The following is a 17,104-nucleotide window of genomic DNA, read 5'->3' on the forward strand; positions in this document are numbered from 1 at the left end:
TGGAAGGGAAACTGCATGATAGCGCGCGAATTTGCGGCAAAACTACTGGACTGGCAGCGCCAGCATGGCCGCCACGATCTGCCTTGGCAAGTTAGCGATCCTTACCGCATCTGGCTGTCAGAAATCATGCTGCAACAGACGCAGGTCAGCAGTGTCCTCGTTTATTACACCCGTTTTATCGAGCATTTTCCCGATGTAGCCGCATTGGCACAGGCATCGGTTGACGAGGTAGTGACGCTCTGGAGTGGCTTGGGCTACTACAGCCGAGCGCGTAACCTGCACAAGGCTGCCATCATGGTGTGCGATGAATTCAATGGTGCCTTTCCCGAGTCGACCGAAGCGCTCATCCGCCTGCCTGGCGTAGGGCGCTCAACGGCGGCGGCGATCGCCGCCTTTGCCTTTTCCCGCCGCAATGCCATTCTGGACGGCAACGTCAAACGCGTACTGGCGCGGGTATTCGGCATCTCAGGCTGGCCGGGCGAGAAAAAAATAGAAAACACCATGTGGCAACTGGCCGAAAACCTGCTGCCTAGCGCGGCAGAAGACATGCCAGGCTACACGCAGGGCATCATGGACCTGGGGGCCACCGTCTGCACCCGTGGCAAACCGGCATGCGGGCGCTGCCCGATGCGGGATGACTGCATCGCCCACCAGAACGGTCGAACCGGTGAACTTCCCACTGCCCGCCCGAAAAAAGCCATCCCCACCCGCTACGCCACCTTGATCATGGCGGTACACAAAGGCCAGATATTACTGGAGCGCCGCCCACCTACCGGTATTTGGGGTGGCTTGCTATCACTACCGGAACTGGGTACGGCCCACAACGCAGAAGACTGGTTGGGCAAGGCCGGGGATGGCGACATTCTGCCGGCCTGGCCCGAGATCGAGCATGTGTTTACCCACTTTCGCCTGATTATCACCCCATTACCACTGGATCTAAGCGCCCTGCACCCTCAAACCCGGGACAGCAACGCCTGCTGGCTCCCTTTGCATGATGCCGCCAATGCCGGCGTCCCCGCGCCAGTCAAACGCATGCTGGAGCGCCTAGCGGCCACTTCCGGTAAACTGACGTCTCACCTCTAAAGCTAGCTGAAAACGCCGTATGGTTTCCGTTGTCCGCCCCGTTGCCGATACTCTTGCCAATGCTGCCGATCCGGCGCTCTGGCTGGCACAACTCTCCGCCTCGCTCACCCCCGACGAGAGCAGCATGCTTGCGCGCGCCTTTGCCGAGGCGCGCGAAACATACCGAGAACACCGCCTGCCGGCGACAGGTGAAGATGTATTCAGTCACGCGGTGGCCGCTGCCGCCATTGTGGCCGACCTCAACCTGCTGCCGGATGCGATTGCCGCCACCTTGCTGTTTGCCATACCGGACTACAGGGAAAATGCGCATGACTGGCTGACCCGCACCTTCAACCCGACCATCGCCATGCTGGTCGAGGGCGTAGGTAAAGTGCGCAGGCTGACCGAACTTGCCCGTATCGACCAGCTGGACACCCCGGAAGAGCGTGCACGCCAGGCAGAAACCATGCGCAAGATGCTGCTGGCCATGGTCACCGACATCCGCGTGGTCCTGATCAAGCTGGCCTGGCGCACCCAGACCATGCACCATCTGGCTCTCGTCGATAACGAGGCAGTACGCCGCCAGATAGCCGGCGAAACCATGGAGGTGTTCGCCCCGCTGGCCAACCGTCTGGGCGTATGGCAGATCAAATGGGAACTGGAAGATCTGGGCTTTCGCCATCAGGAGCCGGAAAGCTACAAGAAAATTGCCAAACTGCTGGATGAGCGCCGACTCGAGCGTCTTGATTATATCGAGCGCATCCTGCAGGTATTGCGCGCCGAACTGGCCAAGGCCGGCATCAAGGGCGAAGTCGCCGGCCGCCCCAAGCATATCTATTCCATCTGGAAAAAGATGCGCAAAAAAAAGCTCGACTTCTCCGAACTGTACGATATTCGCGCCGTACGCGTGCAAGTAGAGCGGATGCAGGACTGCTACACCGTTCTGGGGCTGATGCACAATATCTGGCAACCCATTCCGGGGGAGTTCGACGACTACATCTCGCACCCCAAGCCGAATAATTACCGCAGCCTGCACACTGCCGTCATCGGGCCGCAAGATAAGGCTATCGAAGTGCAGATCCGTACTTTCGACATGCACGAACACGCCGAATTTGGTGTAGCCGCCCACTGGCGCTACAAGGAAGGTGGCAAAGGTGATGCCGCTTATGAAGAAAAAATCTCCTGGCTCAGACAATTACTTGACTGGCGCGAAGAGATTTCGGACAAGGAAGGCTTGGCCGAGGCCTTCAAGACCGAACTATTTGCCGACACGCTTTACGTGTTAACCCCGCAAGGACGCGTTTTATCCCTTCCGATGGGGGCTACCCCCATAGACTTCGCCTACGCCATCCACAGCAACCTGGGTGACCGCTGCCGTGGCGCCAAGATCGAGGGGCAGATCGTTCCGCTGTCGACTCCGCTACAAAATGGCCAGCGTGTCGAAATCCTGACCACCAAGGAAGGTGGCCCCAGCGTCAACTGGCTGCACGACGGCTGGGTCAAGAGCCCAAAAGCGATCACCAAGATCCGCCAGTACATCCGCCAGCAAAATGCCGACGCGGTACGGGAAAGCGGCCGCCAGCTGTTTGAACGCGAACTGGCACGCCATCATACCCAGCCCAATCTGGGCACGCTGACCGAAAAGCTGGGATACGCCAAACTGGACGATGTCTACGGTGCACTGGGGCATGGCGAACTGACACTCAGGGCGGTCAGTACCGCTATCGCAAGCTTCGCCCCGCCCCCGGTGCAGGAGATCACCCCCGACGATCTGGTCAAGCGCAGCAGGGGTGGCCACAACGCCGGCGGCATTTTGATCGAAGGCGTCAACAACCTGATGACGGTACTGGCCAAATGCTGCAAGCCCGCCCCGCCCGATGCCGTCACCGGTTTCGTCACCAAAGGGCGTGGCATCTCGATACACCGCCACTCTTGCCTGACTCTGAAACGGCTGGCAGCAGAAGCACCGGAGCGCCTGATTGCGGCCGACTGGGGGGAGCAGAAAAACAGCGTATTCCCTATCGACATCGAAGTCAGTGCCCGCGACAGGCCCGGCCTCTTGCGCGACATCTCGGATGTACTGTCACGCGAAAAACTCAATGTAATCGCGGTCAATAGCCAGACCCGCGACCATAAGGCAAGGATGTGCTTCACGGTAGAAGTGCGCAGCGTGCAAGAGATCAGCCGCGTGATCGGCCATGTAAATGAAATCAATGGCGTACAGGATGTCAGGCGCAACTAGCAGCCATTTATACAACACTGTTCCTGATGCAAAATTGCGGCAATGCAACATTTTTTGTGCCATGCACAAAAATAACTTGCCAAGCATATCTTGGCCACGGATAATCCGTATTGCATCATGACGTTGCATTCTATGTGCGTTTTGGTGTTGTCTCCTCCATCCTCCTTCTTTTAGGTGGAACTTGGCGCAACCATTCATTTGGTTGCGTTTTTTTTTGCCCGAAACGACACATTTTGTTGCGATAAAAACGCATATTTGGCATCAAGGCAGCGCGTGCAATTTACTCTTATCGCACAATGGTTTGACAGCAAGGCTTCCCTACCATAGAATCCGGAACTTTCAAGAATTTACGATGGAAGAGCTCCATGAAGACCTTTTCTGCCAAGCCGCAAGAAGTAAAGCGCGAGTGGTACGTGGTCGACGCCTCCGACAAAGTGCTGGGTCGTGTAGCGGCTGCAATCGCTCACCGTCTGCGTGGCAAGCACAAGCCGGAATTTACGCCGCACGTTGATACAGGCGACTACATCGTAGTCGTTAACGTTGACAAGCTGCGCGTCACCGGTGCCAAGGCCCTAGACAAGAAATACTACCGTCACACCGGCTATCCGGGCGGCATCAAGGAACGCAACTTCACCGAACTGCAACAGCAGTTCCCTGAACGCGTTCTGGAAAAAGCTGTCAAGGGTATGCTGCCTAAAGGCCCACTTGGTTACGCAATGATCAAGAAGCTTAAGGTATACGCCGGTAGCGAACATCCGCACGAAGCCCAACAGCCGAAAGTGCTGGAAACTGATTTTTGAGGCAAGATAGATGAACGGTAAATATTACTACGGTACCGGCCGCCGCAAGAGCTCGGTTGCTCGTGTGTTCATGCAAAAGGGTTCCGGCCAGATTATCGTTAACGGCAAGCCCGTTGACGAATACTTTGCCCGCGAAACCGGCCGCATGATCATTCGCCAGCCACTGACGCTGACCGAAAACACCGAAGCGTTCGACATCAAAGTCAACGTTATCGGTGGTGGCGAGACCGGCCAGGCTGGTGCAATCCGTCACGGCATTACCCGTGCTCTGATCGACTTCAACGCAGATCTGAAACCAGCTCTGTCGACCGCAGGCTTCGTTACTCGCGATGCCCGTGAAGTTGAACGTAAGAAAGTCGGCCTGCGTAAAGCACGTCGCGCCAAGCAGTTCTCCAAGCGTTAATTCGCTATACGACTGCCGAGAAAGCCACCCACGGGTGGCTTTTTTCTTGCCTGTCATTTATTGCATTGCAATACTACCCTGCCGTATATTCATGTTTGCGACATTTTTTTACAAAAGGCATGCATATGATCAAGGTTGGAATTGTTGGTGGAACCGGCTACACCGGTGTCGAATTGCTGCGTTTGCTGGCAACACATCCGCAAGCCCGTATCACGGCGGTGACTTCGCGCAAGGAAGCCGGCATGAAGGTCGCCGAGATGTTCCCCAGCCTGCGTGGTCATATCGACATTGCCTTCTCCACCCCGGAACAGGCCCGCCTTGCCGACTGTGATGTCGTCTTTTTTGCGACCCCCAATGGCATCGCCATGCACGAAGCGCGTGCACTGCTAGCCGCCGGCACCCGGGTCATCGATCTGGCGGCCGACTTCCGCATCCGCGATGTGGCCGAATGGGAAAAATGGTACGGCATGCAGCACGCCTCTCCCGAATTGCTGGAAGATGCCGTCTACGGGCTTCCCGAACTCAATCGCGAGCGTATCCGCGGCGCACGTCTGCTTGCCAATCCGGGCTGCTACCCGACCGCCGTACAACTGGGCCTCCTGCCGCTGCTGGAGGCTGGCGTCATCGATATCGGGCATATCATTGCCGACTGCAAATCCGGCGTCTCCGGCGCAGGGCGCAAAGCCGAAATCGGCAGCCTGTTTGCCGAGGCGGGTGACAACTTCAAGGCTTATGCCGTTGCCGGCCATCGCCATCTGCCGGAAATCAGCCAAGGCCTTGCCCATATGGCAGGGATGCCGGTAGGACTCACCTTTGTACCCCACCTGACCCCGCTGATCCGCGGCATTCATGCCACGCTCTACACCCGACTCAAGCGCGACATTGACCTACAGGCACTATTCGAACACCGCTACGCGCATGAAGCCTTCGTCGATGTACTGCCAGCAGGCAGCCACCCTGAGACACGCTCGGTACGCGGCGCCAATACCTGCCGTATCGCAGTGCACCGGCCACAAGGCGGCGACACGGTGGTTGTACTGTCCGTCATCGATAACCTGGTCAAGGGTGCAGCCGGACAAGCGGTACAAAACATGAATCTGATGTTTGATCTGGAAGAGAAATCGGGGTTAAATCAGGTACCGTTATTACCCTGATACTTGAAATTAACTCGCCACTTTCATCGGGGACGAGCCCAATTTACTTAGGCTTTAGCTGTGGATAATTCATCACTCGCCATAAGGCCCCAATCCTGAGTAAAATAGTAGGATGAATGCCGCTTTTGGCACATTGTTTGACGAGGCCCTCACCATGACTGCGACAACCGAAATGCCGTCCCCGATCAACTTCACTGACAGCGCGTGCGCCAAAGTGCGGGATCTGGTGGCCGAAGAAGGCAACCCAGAACTCAAGCTGCGTGTATTTGTTACCGGCGGCGGCTGCTCGGGCTTTCAGTACGGCTTTACCTTCGACGAAATCGTCAACGAAGACGATACCGCCATCGAGCGTGATGGCGTCACCTTCCTGGTCGATCCGATGAGCTACCAGTATCTGGTTGGTGCCGAGATCGACTATCAGGATAATCTGGAAGGCTCGCAGTTTGTGATCCGCAACCCGAACGCCCAAACCACTTGCGGCTGTGGTTCTTCCTTCACGGTCTAAGCAGGAACGGTTAACATAAAAGGCTCGGATTGATATCCGAGCCTTTTTTTTGCCGAGCCTTGCCCAGATGACCCTATTGCAGCCTAATGCCCTACCCAAAATCGACTTCAACCGCGAATTCACCTTTAGCGATGCCGACTTCGAGCGGGTGCGCAAACTGATTTACCAGAGCGCCGGCATTGCACTGAACCTGACCAAGAAAGACATGGTCTACGGCCGTCTGGTACGCCGCATCCGCGAGCTGAAACTGACTGGTTTTACCGCCTATATCGATCTGCTTGACTCCAGCGCGGGGCGTATCGAGTTTGAGCAGTTCGTCAATGCACTCACCACCAACCTGACTTTTTTCTTTCGCGAAGAGCACCATTTTCCGCTGCTGGCCAGCCACCTCAGGCAAAACCCGCACAAGGAGTTGGCCATCTGGTGCTCGGCCTCTTCTACCGGCGAGGAAGCCTACTCCATTGCCATCACGGCGCTGGAAGCCTTTGCAGCAGGCAGCCGCCCCAACATCAGCATACTGGCGACCGATCTTGACACCAGCGTACTGGAAACAGGCCGGCTCGGCATTTATAGCGCAGACAAGATCACCCGCCTGCCCTCAGGCATGGCCGCCAAGTACTTTGACCGCCTGCCGGACGGGCAGTATCAGGCCAAAGCCCAGTTACGCAATATGATCACCTTCCAGCGCCTGAATCTGATCGAAAACAACTGGGGCATACACAAAAGCTTTGATGCCATCTTTTGCCGCAATGTGATGATTTACTTCGATAGGGATACCCAGGCACGCATCCTCAAGCGCTTTGCGCCCCTGCTCAAGGCCGACGGCCTGCTGTTTGTCGGCCATTCGGAAAATTTTTACTTCGCGGCAGACACCTTTCATCTGCGCGGCAAGACCGTGTACGAGCACGCCAAGCCGGCTTAACTCAAAGGCATGCACTGAACCGCCTCCAGCCAGACATATGCATGGCATGTTAAGATGCGCGCGATTTCTTACACACCAAGGAGAGACAGCGTGCGCATCGGAACCCCCCATACCCCTTCTGCAACGCGTGTCATGCTGCTGGGCAGCGGCGAACTGGGCAAGGAGGTCGTCATCGCCCTGCAACGCTTGGGCGTCGAGACTATTGCTGTTGATCGCTACCCGAACGCGCCAGCCATGCAGGTCGCACACAGCAGCCATGTGATCAATATGCATGATGCGGCGGCGCTACGTACCTTGATAGAAACCGTGCGTCCGCACTACATCGTGCCCGAGATCGAGGCCATCGCCACCGAAGAACTGCTGAAGATCGAAGCCGAAGGTCTGGCCACCGTGGTGCCCACTGCCCGTGCCGTCAATCTCACCATGAACCGCGAAGGCATACGCACACTGGCGGCCTCCGAACTGGGGCTCCCCACCTCGGACTATGCTTTTGCCGGCTCGCTGCAAGAAATGCGTACTGCTACCGCCGCCATCGGCTTCCCCTGCTTTATCAAGCCGGTGATGTCTTCCAGCGGCAAGGGGCAATCCTTCCTGAAGAGTGCCGATGAAGTCGATGCGGCATGGGACTACGCCGCATCCGCCGGGCGTGTCGCCAAGGGGCGGGTGATTGTCGAGGGACTGGTCGACTTCGATTACGAGATCACCCTGCTCACGGTGCGCGCTAACGACAGCCAAGGCGGCACCACAACCCACTATTGCGAACCCATAGGCCACCGCCAGCAGAACGGCGACTATGTCGAGAGCTGGCAGCCACAGGCGATGAGCCACAAGGCACTTGCACGCGCACGCGAAATTGCCGGCCAGGTCACCGAGGCACTGGGCGGCTGGGGGCTGTTTGGGGTGGAACTCTTCGTCAAGGGTGACGAGGTATGGTTCTCCGAAGTCAGCCCGCGCCCGCACGACACCGGCCTGGTTACCCTGGCGAGCCAGCGCTATTCCGAGTTTGAACTGCACGCCCGCGCGATTCTGGGGCTGCCGGTAGACACCAGCCTGTCCAGCCCGGGGGCATCGGCCGTGATCTATGGCGGCATGGAGGGCTCTGGCATCGCTTTTGACGGCATTGAGGTGGCACTGGCCACCCCAGGCGCCGACCTGCGCCTATTCGGCAAGCCAGAGAGCTTTATGCGTCGCCGTATGGGTGTAGCCATCGCCCATGCCGCCGATGTGGACGAAGCACGCGAGCGCGCACGCACGGCGGCGGCGCGGGTTATTCCCGTCAAAGGAGAATGAGATGGCTGAAATGACACCCTACGAGCTGATGGGTGGTGCCGGCGTGGTGCGTCATCTATGCGAGCGCTTCTATACCATCATGGACACGGAGCCGTCTGTTGCCGAACTGCGCGCCATGCATCCGGCCGACCTCGCCGGCTCGACCGAAAAGCTGTATCTGTTTTTGTCCGGCTGGCTGGGCGGGCCGGCGCTGTATATGGAAGCCTACGGCCATCCGCGCCTGCGCCAGCGTCACCTGCCGTTTGCCGTCGATAGCCGGGCACGCGACCAATGGATGGCCTGCATGCAGCGCGCGGTCGATGAACTGATACTGGAAGACTGGCTCAAGGCCAAGCTGATCGAGGCGTTTTACAATACCGCCGACTTCATGCGCAATCAGCCCGAGTAGCCCTACACAGCCCCTCTCCTTGCGGGAGAGGGGCTGCTGTCAGCGCTGGCGCTGGCCACGCTCGATGGTGACCCCGACCTTGGCCACATCGGGCAGAATGCCGGGTTTGGTAATCGACACCCGCACCCAGGCCGCACCGAACTCGTCACGCACCAAATGCGCAATATGCTCGGCCAATGCCTCGATCAACAGGAAATGCTGTTCGGCCAGCGATGCGCGTACGCGCTCGACCACCTCGCCATAATGGATGGTGTCGCCGATATCATCGCTATGGCACGGCACTTCGCTCGGAATGCCGATATCAAGGTCGATTTCAAGGGTCTGGGGCGCTTCGCGCTCCCAGTCATACACGCCGATCAGGGTAGACGCGCGCACTTCTCGCAGAAAAATAATGTCCATCTGTGCTGACGGCGTTGGGAAATGCCGCTCGATACCGTAAAATCCAAACCCCGCATTCTAGTGTATTCGCCATGACCACGACAGCCTTTGCCTTCATCGCCGCCGCCTATTTGTTAGGCTCGCTCTCGTTTGCCGTGATCGTAAGCCGCGCCATGGGCATGGCCGACCCCAGAAGCTACGGCTCGGGCAACCCCGGCGCCACCAATGTACTGCGCTCCGGCAAGAAGCTGGCAGCGGTACTGACCCTGCTGGGAGATGGCGCCAAGGGCTGGCTAGCTGTTGCGCTGACCGCCTGGTTCGGGCCACGCTATGGACTGGGGGCACAGGAAGTGTCCATGGTGGCACTAGCCGTGCTGATCGGCCATATGTGGCCGGTGTTCTTCGGCTTCAAGGGCGGCAAGGGCGTCGCCACGGCAGTCGGCGTCCTGCTCGGCTTTAACCTCTGGCTGGCGCTGGCCGCTATCGCAACTTGGCTATTTATGGCGCGGGTGCTCAAGATCTCGTCGCTGGCGGCACTGATCGCCTGCGTACTGTCGCCGGTATTCGCCTACTTCATCATCGGCCCGCAAAGCCCGTTTTTCGGCACCTGCATCATCATCGCCATTCTGGTGATCCACCGCCACAAATCCAATCTGGTCAATCTCTTGACCGGACAGGAAGGCAAGATCGGCGAAAAGACCACGCCAGAAGACAAATCCTGATCCTAGGGGCTGTGGCCCCTTGGTCAGTTTCGCAAACGATAGGAAAGCGGCAATAAGCTCCGGTCTGACGGATTTGCCTGAAAGTCCTGCAATACCGCGCGCAACCAGGGCAGGCGCGGCAGCAAGGCCGGCAACTGCAAGACTTGCGCGCCATAGTAGTGCGACAGCAACTCGGCCTGCTGCTCGAAGTTGAAGCTCCGAAACGCACGCCCTTCCAGTGGCTGATAGGCATAGGCATCACGCCAGCCATAGCCGCCTTGCGCCAGCAAACACACGCCGGCCAGACGCAGCCGGTAGCCCCGCTGGTATTGCCAGACATGAGCCATCTCGTGCACGAACAAAAGCTGCAGCCGGGGTGATGCCAGCGAAAAATCGTCCACATACAGGCCGCCGCGCCCGGGAAAATAGAGGCTGCCGTTCGGCGCCATCGCAATATGCCGCAGCCACGGTAAATAGCCACGGGCATGCACCCGGACCCGGCCATAGTCGATAGCATCGGCAAACACGCGCCGGCACAGCGCCACTTCCCCCGCACTCAAGCGCCTCACCCTGCCCTCCAATCAAAAAAGCGCGCAGACTCGTCATCTGCGCGCTTTCCAGTATGGACGATGCCGCCCTACAGACCCAGCCGCTGCCAGACGGTAGACACCAGCCCGGCCTGATTCAGCGTATAAAAATGCAGGCCCGGCGCACCATTGCTCAGCAGGCGGTCACACAGTTCGGTCACCACATCCAGCCCCAGCGCACGGATGGAGGCACTGTCATCCATATAGGCCTGCATGCGCAAGCGCAGCCAGCGCGGCACTTCGGCACCACACATATCCGAAAAGCGTACCAACTGGCCGAAGTTGGAAATTGGCATGATGCCCGGCACCACCGGAATATCCACCCCCCGCGCCTGCACCTCGTCCACGAAGCGGAAGTAAGCATCGGCATTAAAGAAATACTGGGTCATGGCCGAATTGGCGCCGGCCTCGACCTTGCGCACGAAATTGGCCATATCCTCTTCGGCCGAACGTGCCTGCGGGTGAAACTCGGGATAAGCCGCCACTTCGATATGAAAGTGGTCGCCATGCTCGGCACGGATAAAGCTCACCAGTTCGTTGGCGTAACGGAACTCCCCGGCCTCGACCATACCTGACGGCATGTCGCCGCGCAGTGCCACGATATGGCGGATGCCGTGCTCGCGGTACTCGTTCAGCACCGAACGGATATTGTCGCGCGTCGAACCGATGCACGACAAATGCGGCGCGGCAGCCAGCCCTGCTCCGCGGATATCGAGCACCGCCGCCAGCGTCCCTTCGCGCGTGGTGCCGCCGGCACCGAAAGTCACCGAGAAAAACTCGGGCTTGAACTGTGCCAGTTGTGCCCGCGTATTGCGCAGCTTGGCCATGCCCTCGTCGGTCTTGGGCGGAAAAAACTCGAAACTGAAATTGCGCTTGTCCATGGTATCCCCCTTGTACTGGCAGCCAGACTGCCCGGATGCTCTTGCCGGCATCGCAGGCAGCCGCATAGCGTGATGGCAAGGCTGCAAATAGCCGCCCCATCACACCCGATCAATAGCGGTAATGTGCCGGCTTGTACGGGCCATCCTTGGACACGCTGATATAGCTTGCCTGCTCATCGGACAACTCGGTCAGCCGCGCGCCGATGCGCGCCAGATGCAGGCGGGCGACTTTCTCGTCCAGATGCTTGGGCAGCACATACACTTCACGGCCGTATTTTGCACCGTTGCAGAAGATCTCGATCTGCGCCAGCACCTGATTAGTGAAGCTATTGGACATCACAAAGCTCGGGTGGCCGGTACCGCAGCCCAGATTCACCAGACGGCCTTCAGCCAAGAGGATGATGCGCTTGCCATCGGGGAAGATGATATGGTCGACCTGCGGCTTGATATTGTCCCACTGGTACTGGCGCAGGCTGGCGACTTCGATCTCGGAATCGAAGTGGCCGATATTGCACACGATGGCGTTATTGCGCATTTTCTGCATATGCGCGTGCGTGATCACACCGACGTTGCCGGTGGTGGTGACAAAAATATCCACATCGCCACAGACTTCATCCATACGCACCACACGATAGCCTTCCATCGCCGCCTGCAGCGCACAGATCGGATCGATCTCGGTCACCCACACCGTCGCACCCAGACCGCGCAAGGATTGCGCGCAGCCCTTGCCCACATCGCCATAACCCAGCACCACCGCCACCTTGCCGGCGATCATCACGTCGGTTGCACGCTTGATGCCGTCCACCAGCGATTCGCGGCAGCCGTACAGATTGTCGAACTTGCTCTTGGTTACCGAGTCGTTGACGTTGAATGCCGGGAACGGCAGCAAGCCATCCTTCTGCATCTGATAGAGGCGATGCACGCCGGTGGTGGTTTCCTCGGTCACGCCCTTGATATGCGCCAGACGCTTGGAATACCAGTGCGGGTCCAGCGCCAGATGGCGCTTGATCGACGCGAACAGCGCGGTTTCTTCTTCATTGGATGGATGGCCGATCACGCCGATATCGCTTTCGGCGCGGCTACCCAGCATCAACAGCAAGGTCGCGTCGCCACCGTCGTCCAGAATCATGTTCGCCGGCTCGCCTTCCGGCCATTCGAAGATGCGGTGCGAATACTCCCAGTACTCGTCCAGATTCTCGCCCTTGAACGCGAACACCGGGATAGCGGCAGCGGCAATGGCGGCAGCGGCATGATCCTGGGTCGAGAAGATATTGCACGAAGCCCAGCGCACATCGGCACCCAGCGCCACCAGCGTTTCGATCAGCACACCGGTCTGGATGGTCATGTGCAAGCTGCCGGCAATACGCGCACCGCGTAGCGGCTGGCTGTGCTTGTACTCTTCGCGCAGCGCCATCAGGCCGGGCATCTCGGTCTCGGCGATCGCCAGCTCCTTGCGGCCCCACTGCGAGAGATTGATGTCGGCGACGAGGTAATCGGTGAATTCAGCCATCGTGTTGTTCCTGTCACGAAGGCCGGGAGGGATGCGGCTCACCCGACATCCCGTGCCCGGCACGGGTTGCATAGGTGAGTGCGGTTGAAGCGGTCCGGGCCTGGGGCGCAAGCCTTGCAGCACTCCCCGGAATGGGCAGATTATAGCCGCAAAAATACACTTATGGCATTCAAAATGCCATAAGCAAAAACGGACCGCTCAAAGCGATCCGTTTTCTAGTTTCACAAGCTGACAAGAAGCATTACAGCCCTGCGTCGGCGCGCAGCGCTTCGACCTTGTCGGTGCGCTCCCAAGTGAACTCGGGCTCTTCGCGGCCGAAGTGGCCGTAGGCGGCGGTCTTGGTGTAGATCGGGCGCAGCAGGTCCAGCATCTGCACGATGCCTTTCGGGCGCAGATCAAAGTGGCGCTTCACCAGCTCGACGATGCGTTCGTTCGGAATGGTGTTGGTGCCGAAGGTGTCAACCGAGATCGAGGTCGGCTGCGCCACGCCGATGGCGTAGGAAACCTGAATCTGGCACTGGCGCGCCAGGCCGGCAGCGACAATATTCTTGGCAACATAACGGCCGGCGTAAGCGGCCGAACGGTCGACCTTGGACGGGTCCTTGCCGGAGAAAGCACCGCCGCCGTGCGGCGCAGCACCGCCGTAGGTGTCGACAATGATCTTGCGCCCGGTCAGGCCGCAGTCACCCATCGGCCCGCCAATCACGAAACGGCCGGTCGGGTTGACCAGATAGCGGGTGGCGGCGGTGATCATTTCCGGCGGCAGCACCGGCTTGATGATGTCTTCGATCACGGCTTCGGTCAGGGTCTTGTGGTCGATGTCCGGGCTGTGCTGGGTGGACAGCACCACGGTATCGATGGACTTGGGCAGGCCGGTGGCGGTGTCGTAGATGCAGGTGATCTGGCTTTTCGCATCCGGGCGCAGCCATGGCAGGCGGCCGTCCTTGCGCAGCTCGGCCTGACGCTGCACCAGACGGTGGGCGTAGTAGATCGGGAACGGCATCAGCGTCGGGGTTTCGTCACAGGCATAACCGAACATCAGGCCCTGGTCACCGGCGCCCTGGTCCAGATCTACGCCCTCGCCTTCGTTCACGCCTTGGGCGATATCCGGGCTTTGCTTGTCGTAACCGACCAGCACCGCGCAACCGTGGTAGTCAAAGCCCAGCTCCGAGCTGTCGTAGCCGATGCGCTTGATGGTTTCGCGGGCAACCTTGATATAGTCGACGTTGGCATGGGTGGTGATTTCACCGGCCAGCACCACAAGACCGGTGTTGACCAGCGTTTCGGCGGCAACGCGTGCCTTGGGATCTTCACGCAATACGGCGTCAAGAATGGCATCGGAGATCTGGTCGGCAACCTTGTCGGGATGGCCTTCGGATACGGATTCGGAGGTAAAGAGATATTCGCTCATGGATGTTCCCAAAGAGATGGCTTCACGTTGGTGGTAGAATGACCCGCTTTGACCAAGCTACAAGGACAATCATGTCCCGTCTCGCTCAAATTCTGCTCGCGGCCCTTGCCCGGCTACCGCTAGGCTGGCTACAAGCTATTGGTGCCCTACTGGGCAGGATTACCTACCATACCTCCCCGCAGTATGCTGCGAGGATCGAAGAAAACCTGAAAAAAAGTGGAGTTTGCGCCAATTATCAGGTTTATCAAGAATATGTCAAAAAAAGTGTTGCCGAAACCGGGAAAGGCACGCTGGAACTGGCCCTTGCCTGGACCCGTGATTCGGCTGACATCTGTGCGCTGATCAAGTCCTGCGATGGCTGGGAACATGTGGAAACCGCACTGGCTGCCGGCCAGGGCATTATCTTTGTGACTCCGCATCTGGGGGCCTACGATATTGCCGGGCGCTATATTGCGTCACGCCTGCCTTTTTCGCTGACCGCCATGTACCGCCCGCCCAAGCTTGCGTGGCTAGAGCCGGTGATGCAGGGCGGACGCATGCGCGACAATGTCAAAACTGCGCCGGCAACGCCTGCCGGGGTACGCTTAGTGATGAAAGCGCTGAAAAACGGCGAGGCCACCATTATTTTGCCGGATCAGGTGCCCGGCAGCGGCGATGGCGTGTGGGCACCCTTTTTTGGCCGCCCGGCCTACACCATGACCTTGCTGCCGCGGCTGGCCCAGATGAATAATGTGGCCACCTTGCTGTTCTATGGCGAACGCCTGCCGGCGGGACAGGGCTTTGCCGTGCATATCAGCCCGCTGCCCGCGCCCTTCAGTGGCGACAAAGCCCAAGATGGCATGCTGATGAATCAGGCGATCGAACAACTGATACGCCGCTGCCCCACCCAGTATCTATGGAGCTATAACCGCTACAAGACACCGGCCGGCGCCAGCGGGCCCCACACGGAAACACCTGCCCCATGAAATTTGCTTTTGCCCTGCTCTGGCTGATCCGCCTGCTGCCACTGTCCCTGATCGCGCTGCTGTCGCGGCTGCTTGGCGCACTCGTTTACCCCTTCGCCACTGCCCGCCGCCGCGTGGGGCTGACCAATCTGCGGCTGTGTTTTCCTGCCATGAAGCCGGCCGAGCGCACACGCATCCTGCGCCGCCACTTCGGCCATATGCTGCAACTGGTGCTGGAATACGGTATTTGCTGGTGGAGTAGCCCGGCGCGCATCCGGCAGCTGGTTGAACTCAAGGATCTGCATCACCTGACCGACCGCAGGGAAGCGGGGGAAGACGTGATCCTGTTCTACCCGCACTTTGTCGGCTTCGAACTGGCCGCGCTGCGCCTGAATCTGGAAGTGCCGCTGGTCAGCGTCTACTCGCACCAGAAGAACCAGGCGATGGACAAAAAGCTGTACGCCGGGCGCAACCGCTTCGATAACGCCTTTATCGTATCGCGCCAGGAAAGCCTGCGCGCCATCATCAAGGCGATGCGCAAGGAACATGCGCCCTTCCTCTATCTGCCCGACCAGGACTTCGGCCGCCGCGACTCCATCTTCGTGCCCTTCTTCGGCGTCCAGACGGCGACCGTGCCGGGGCTATCGCGCATCGCAGGTCTCGCCAAAGCGAAGATCGTACCGGCCATCCCGCTACGCACGGCACACGGCATCACGCTGCGCTTTTATCCGGCATGGGACAACTTCCCCAGCGACGACATCGTTGCCGATACACGGCGCATGAACGAATTTCTGGAGCAACGCATTCTGGAAGCGCCCGAGCAGTATTACTGGCTGCACAAGCGCTTCAAGACGCGGCCGGAAGGCGAAGCCTCGGTCTACTGATATCGGCGGGCGGGGTATGGCGTGATGGCCGGTGCCGCCCTCTGCCCGCTTACACCTTGCGGCTAGTCACCCTTCTTTTCTTCCAGAAATAGCAGCCAGCAAAGCCCGGAAACGCGAACACGGCGAACAGCGCGATGGTGGTGACGTAAAACTGCCAGTTCTGCGCGTGTACCGGCATCTGGCGGCCCTCCAGAAAGCGGGCCAGCAGGCCGATCAACAGATACAGCACCACCAGCTCCAGCAGCTGCCAGCCGAAGTGCTTGTGCTTGACGGCCATAAAGCCGCCTACGCGCGGCAGGATAAAGGGTAAGTTGGCCGCGATGATGGCGAGCACGAGCAGGACGATCACACTGGATTGCATTTTTTCCCTGACAAATTCAAATAAAACGGGCGTGTTGCGCACATTCGCAACACGCCCGTCCGGTTTTGATAACGATAAATTACAGAACGGCCAGTGATTGACGCATGGCTTCGATACAAAGTTCAATCAGCCCTTGCGGCATCACCCCCAGCGCCAGCAAAGCCAGCGCATTCACCGACAGCAATAGCTTCATATCGCCGCGCACGGTGATGGGCGCATCGGTCTGCTTGTCGTCAAAGTAGATGTTCTTCACGACGCGCAGGTAGTAGAAGGCACCGATCAGCGACATCAGCACCGCAAAGATTGCCAGATAGAGCGAGCTCATCATGGCAAAACCCATGTGCACCGACCCCAGGTCGACGACGGACTTGATCACCGCAAACTTGGCATAGAAGCCGGCCAGCGGCGGAATGCCCGCCATGGAGAACATCACCAGCAGCATCAGGAAGGCGTACCAGCTATTGCGCTGGTTCAAGCCTTTCAGATCATCCAGCTTCTCGCATTCGAAACCGGCACGGGACAGCGCCAGCAGAATACCGAAACCGGCCAGCGTCGTCAGCACATAGATCATGGCGTAGAACATGGCCGCAGCGTAGCCCTGCTCGTTGGCAGACAGCAGGCCCAGCAGCAGGAAGCCCATGTGCGAGATGGTCGAGTAGGCCAGCATGCGCTTGATATTGG

At 58.9% G+C, this 17,104-nt stretch carries 19 protein-coding genes and 1 riboswitch; of the genes, 12 read left to right on the plus strand and 7 right to left on the minus strand.

Annotated elements, in window-relative coordinates; all coding sequences use genetic code 11:
* The first annotated feature begins 15 nt into the window (after nucleotides 1-15).
* The 9 genes from mutY (at nucleotide 16) to ACRC1E_RS07780 (ending at nucleotide 8,766) form a co-directional block, all read left to right on the plus strand.
* Complete coding sequence (gene mutY / locus ACRC1E_RS07740; protein WP_438514527.1) at nucleotides 16-1,083, plus strand: A/G-specific adenine glycosylase; 1,068 nt, start codon at nucleotides 16-18, stop codon at nucleotides 1,081-1,083.
* 19 nt (nucleotides 1,084-1,102) lie between these two features.
* Entirely contained in the window at nucleotides 1,103-3,304 is a 2,202-nt protein-coding gene (locus tag ACRC1E_RS07745) for a RelA/SpoT family protein (protein ID WP_438514528.1), read from the plus strand.
* A gap of 365 nt (nucleotides 3,305-3,669) precedes the next feature.
* Nucleotides 3,670-4,104: a 50S ribosomal protein L13 gene (gene rplM / locus ACRC1E_RS07750; RefSeq protein ID WP_438514529.1), complete on the plus strand. Its 435-nt coding sequence runs from the start codon at nucleotides 3,670-3,672 to the stop codon at nucleotides 4,102-4,104.
* A gap of 10 nt (nucleotides 4,105-4,114) precedes the next feature.
* On the plus strand, nucleotides 4,115-4,507 hold the full coding sequence (gene rpsI / locus ACRC1E_RS07755) for a 30S ribosomal protein S9 (protein WP_438514530.1): 393 nt from the start codon (nucleotides 4,115-4,117) through the stop codon (nucleotides 4,505-4,507).
* Between the two features lie 125 nt (nucleotides 4,508-4,632).
* Nucleotides 4,633-5,661 carry an N-acetyl-gamma-glutamyl-phosphate reductase gene (gene argC / locus ACRC1E_RS07760; protein WP_438514531.1) on the plus strand — a complete coding sequence of 343 codons (1,029 nt, stop codon included), beginning with the start codon at nucleotides 4,633-4,635 and terminating at the stop codon, nucleotides 5,659-5,661.
* A 154-nt stretch (nucleotides 5,662-5,815) separates the two neighbouring features.
* Nucleotides 5,816-6,166: an iron-sulfur cluster insertion protein ErpA gene (gene erpA / locus ACRC1E_RS07765; RefSeq protein ID WP_438514532.1), complete on the plus strand. Its 351-nt coding sequence runs from the start codon at nucleotides 5,816-5,818 to the stop codon at nucleotides 6,164-6,166.
* Between the two features lie 49 nt (nucleotides 6,167-6,215).
* Nucleotides 6,216-7,088: a CheR family methyltransferase gene (locus ACRC1E_RS07770; protein ID WP_438514533.1), complete on the plus strand. Its 873-nt coding sequence runs from the start codon at nucleotides 6,216-6,218 to the stop codon at nucleotides 7,086-7,088.
* A gap of 90 nt (nucleotides 7,089-7,178) precedes the next feature.
* Complete coding sequence (gene purT, locus ACRC1E_RS07775; RefSeq protein ID WP_438514534.1) at nucleotides 7,179-8,378, plus strand: formate-dependent phosphoribosylglycinamide formyltransferase; 1,200 nt, start codon at nucleotides 7,179-7,181, stop codon at nucleotides 8,376-8,378.
* Nucleotide 8,379: 1 nt separating this feature from the next.
* Entirely contained in the window at nucleotides 8,380-8,766 is a 387-nt protein-coding gene (locus ACRC1E_RS07780) for a group II truncated hemoglobin (protein WP_438514535.1), read from the plus strand.
* Between the two features lie 39 nt (nucleotides 8,767-8,805).
* Here the strand turns inward: ACRC1E_RS07780 and folB are convergent, their stop codons facing one another.
* The gene (gene folB / locus ACRC1E_RS07785) at nucleotides 8,806-9,165 is read right to left on the minus strand and encodes a dihydroneopterin aldolase (protein ID WP_438514536.1); all 360 of its coding nucleotides are present in this window, start codon (nucleotides 9,163-9,165) and stop codon (nucleotides 8,806-8,808) included.
* Nucleotides 9,166-9,236: 71 nt separating this feature from the next.
* Between folB and plsY the strand changes: the two genes are divergently transcribed.
* Nucleotides 9,237-9,866 (plus strand): glycerol-3-phosphate 1-O-acyltransferase PlsY, encoded by a 630-nt coding sequence (plsY, locus tag ACRC1E_RS07790; protein ID WP_438514537.1) that lies wholly within the window; start codon nucleotides 9,237-9,239, stop codon nucleotides 9,864-9,866.
* Nucleotides 9,867-9,889: 23 nt separating this feature from the next.
* Here plsY and ACRC1E_RS07795 read toward each other — a convergent pair whose 3' ends face one another.
* From ACRC1E_RS07795 to metK, 4 genes are all read right to left on the minus strand, one after another.
* Nucleotides 9,890-10,405: a type IV secretion protein Rhs gene (locus ACRC1E_RS07795; protein WP_438514538.1), complete on the minus strand. Its 516-nt coding sequence runs from the start codon at nucleotides 10,403-10,405 to the stop codon at nucleotides 9,890-9,892.
* A gap of 77 nt (nucleotides 10,406-10,482) precedes the next feature.
* Nucleotides 10,483-11,313: a methylenetetrahydrofolate reductase [NAD(P)H] gene (gene metF / locus ACRC1E_RS07800; protein ID WP_438514539.1), complete on the minus strand. Its 831-nt coding sequence runs from the start codon at nucleotides 11,311-11,313 to the stop codon at nucleotides 10,483-10,485.
* Nucleotides 11,314-11,422: 109 nt separating this feature from the next.
* Nucleotides 11,423-12,823, minus strand: coding sequence for an adenosylhomocysteinase (gene ahcY / locus ACRC1E_RS07805; RefSeq protein ID WP_438514540.1), 1,401 nt, complete (start codon nucleotides 12,821-12,823; stop codon nucleotides 11,423-11,425).
* 69 nt (nucleotides 12,824-12,892) lie between these two features.
* Nucleotides 12,893-12,957, minus strand: a riboswitch (S-adenosyl-L-homocysteine riboswitch).
* Between the two features lie 107 nt (nucleotides 12,958-13,064).
* Nucleotides 13,065-14,234 carry a methionine adenosyltransferase gene (gene metK / locus ACRC1E_RS07810; protein WP_438514541.1) on the minus strand — a complete coding sequence of 390 codons (1,170 nt, stop codon included), beginning with the start codon at nucleotides 14,232-14,234 and terminating at the stop codon, nucleotides 13,065-13,067.
* Nucleotides 14,235-14,305: 71 nt separating this feature from the next.
* Here metK and ACRC1E_RS07815 point away from each other — a divergent pair, with 71 nt between their 5' ends.
* Together ACRC1E_RS07815 and ACRC1E_RS07820 are read left to right on the plus strand one after the other, a co-directional pair.
* The gene (locus ACRC1E_RS07815; RefSeq protein WP_438514542.1) at nucleotides 14,306-15,199 is read left to right on the plus strand and encodes a lysophospholipid acyltransferase family protein; all 894 of its coding nucleotides are present in this window, start codon (nucleotides 14,306-14,308) and stop codon (nucleotides 15,197-15,199) included.
* Nucleotides 15,196-16,062 carry a lipid A biosynthesis lauroyl acyltransferase gene (locus ACRC1E_RS07820; RefSeq protein WP_438514543.1) on the plus strand — a complete coding sequence of 289 codons (867 nt, stop codon included), beginning with the start codon at nucleotides 15,196-15,198 and terminating at the stop codon, nucleotides 16,060-16,062. The genes ACRC1E_RS07815 and ACRC1E_RS07820 overlap by 4 nt, the downstream gene beginning before the upstream one ends.
* Nucleotides 16,063-16,111: 49 nt before the next feature.
* Here the strand turns inward: ACRC1E_RS07820 and ACRC1E_RS07825 are convergent, their stop codons facing one another.
* On the minus strand, nucleotides 16,112-16,423 hold the full coding sequence (locus ACRC1E_RS07825; RefSeq protein WP_438514544.1) for a DUF2818 family protein: 312 nt from the start codon (nucleotides 16,421-16,423) through the stop codon (nucleotides 16,112-16,114).
* 79 nt (nucleotides 16,424-16,502) lie between these two features.
* A partial coding sequence (locus ACRC1E_RS07830; RefSeq protein ID WP_438514545.1) for an NADH-quinone oxidoreductase subunit N occupies nucleotides 16,503-17,104 on the minus strand: 602 nt, incomplete at its 5' end.

The organism is Craterilacuibacter sp., assembly GCF_051659485.1.
GTDB lineage: Bacteria > Pseudomonadota > Gammaproteobacteria > Burkholderiales > Chromobacteriaceae > Craterilacuibacter.

Coding starts and splice junctions, on each gene's coding strand:
- ahcY (WP_438514540.1), bottom strand. CDS start 12,823: ATGGCTGAATTCACCGATTACCTCGTCGCCGACATCAATCTCTCGCAG.
- erpA (WP_438514532.1), top strand. CDS start 5,816: ATGACTGCGACAACCGAAATGCCGTCCCCGATCAACTTCACTGACAGC.
- rplM (WP_438514529.1), top strand. CDS start 3,670: ATGAAGACCTTTTCTGCCAAGCCGCAAGAAGTAAAGCGCGAGTGGTAC.
- metK (WP_438514541.1), bottom strand. CDS start 14,234: ATGAGCGAATATCTCTTTACCTCCGAATCCGTATCCGAAGGCCATCCC.
- argC (WP_438514531.1), top strand. CDS start 4,633: ATGATCAAGGTTGGAATTGTTGGTGGAACCGGCTACACCGGTGTCGAA.
- mutY (WP_438514527.1), top strand. CDS start 16: ATGATAGCGCGCGAATTTGCGGCAAAACTACTGGACTGGCAGCGCCAG.
- ACRC1E_RS07825 (WP_438514544.1), bottom strand. CDS start 16,423: ATGCAATCCAGTGTGATCGTCCTGCTCGTGCTCGCCATCATCGCGGCC.
- ACRC1E_RS07780 (WP_438514535.1), top strand. CDS start 8,380: ATGGCTGAAATGACACCCTACGAGCTGATGGGTGGTGCCGGCGTGGTG.
- ACRC1E_RS07820 (WP_438514543.1), top strand. CDS start 15,196: ATGAAATTTGCTTTTGCCCTGCTCTGGCTGATCCGCCTGCTGCCACTG.
- ACRC1E_RS07815 (WP_438514542.1), top strand. CDS start 14,306: ATGTCCCGTCTCGCTCAAATTCTGCTCGCGGCCCTTGCCCGGCTACCG.
- metF (WP_438514539.1), bottom strand. CDS start 11,313: ATGGACAAGCGCAATTTCAGTTTCGAGTTTTTTCCGCCCAAGACCGAC.
- folB (WP_438514536.1), bottom strand. CDS start 9,165: ATGGACATTATTTTTCTGCGAGAAGTGCGCGCGTCTACCCTGATCGGC.
- rpsI (WP_438514530.1), top strand. CDS start 4,115: ATGAACGGTAAATATTACTACGGTACCGGCCGCCGCAAGAGCTCGGTT.
- ACRC1E_RS07745 (WP_438514528.1), top strand. CDS start 1,103: ATGGTTTCCGTTGTCCGCCCCGTTGCCGATACTCTTGCCAATGCTGCC.
- plsY (WP_438514537.1), top strand. CDS start 9,237: ATGACCACGACAGCCTTTGCCTTCATCGCCGCCGCCTATTTGTTAGGC.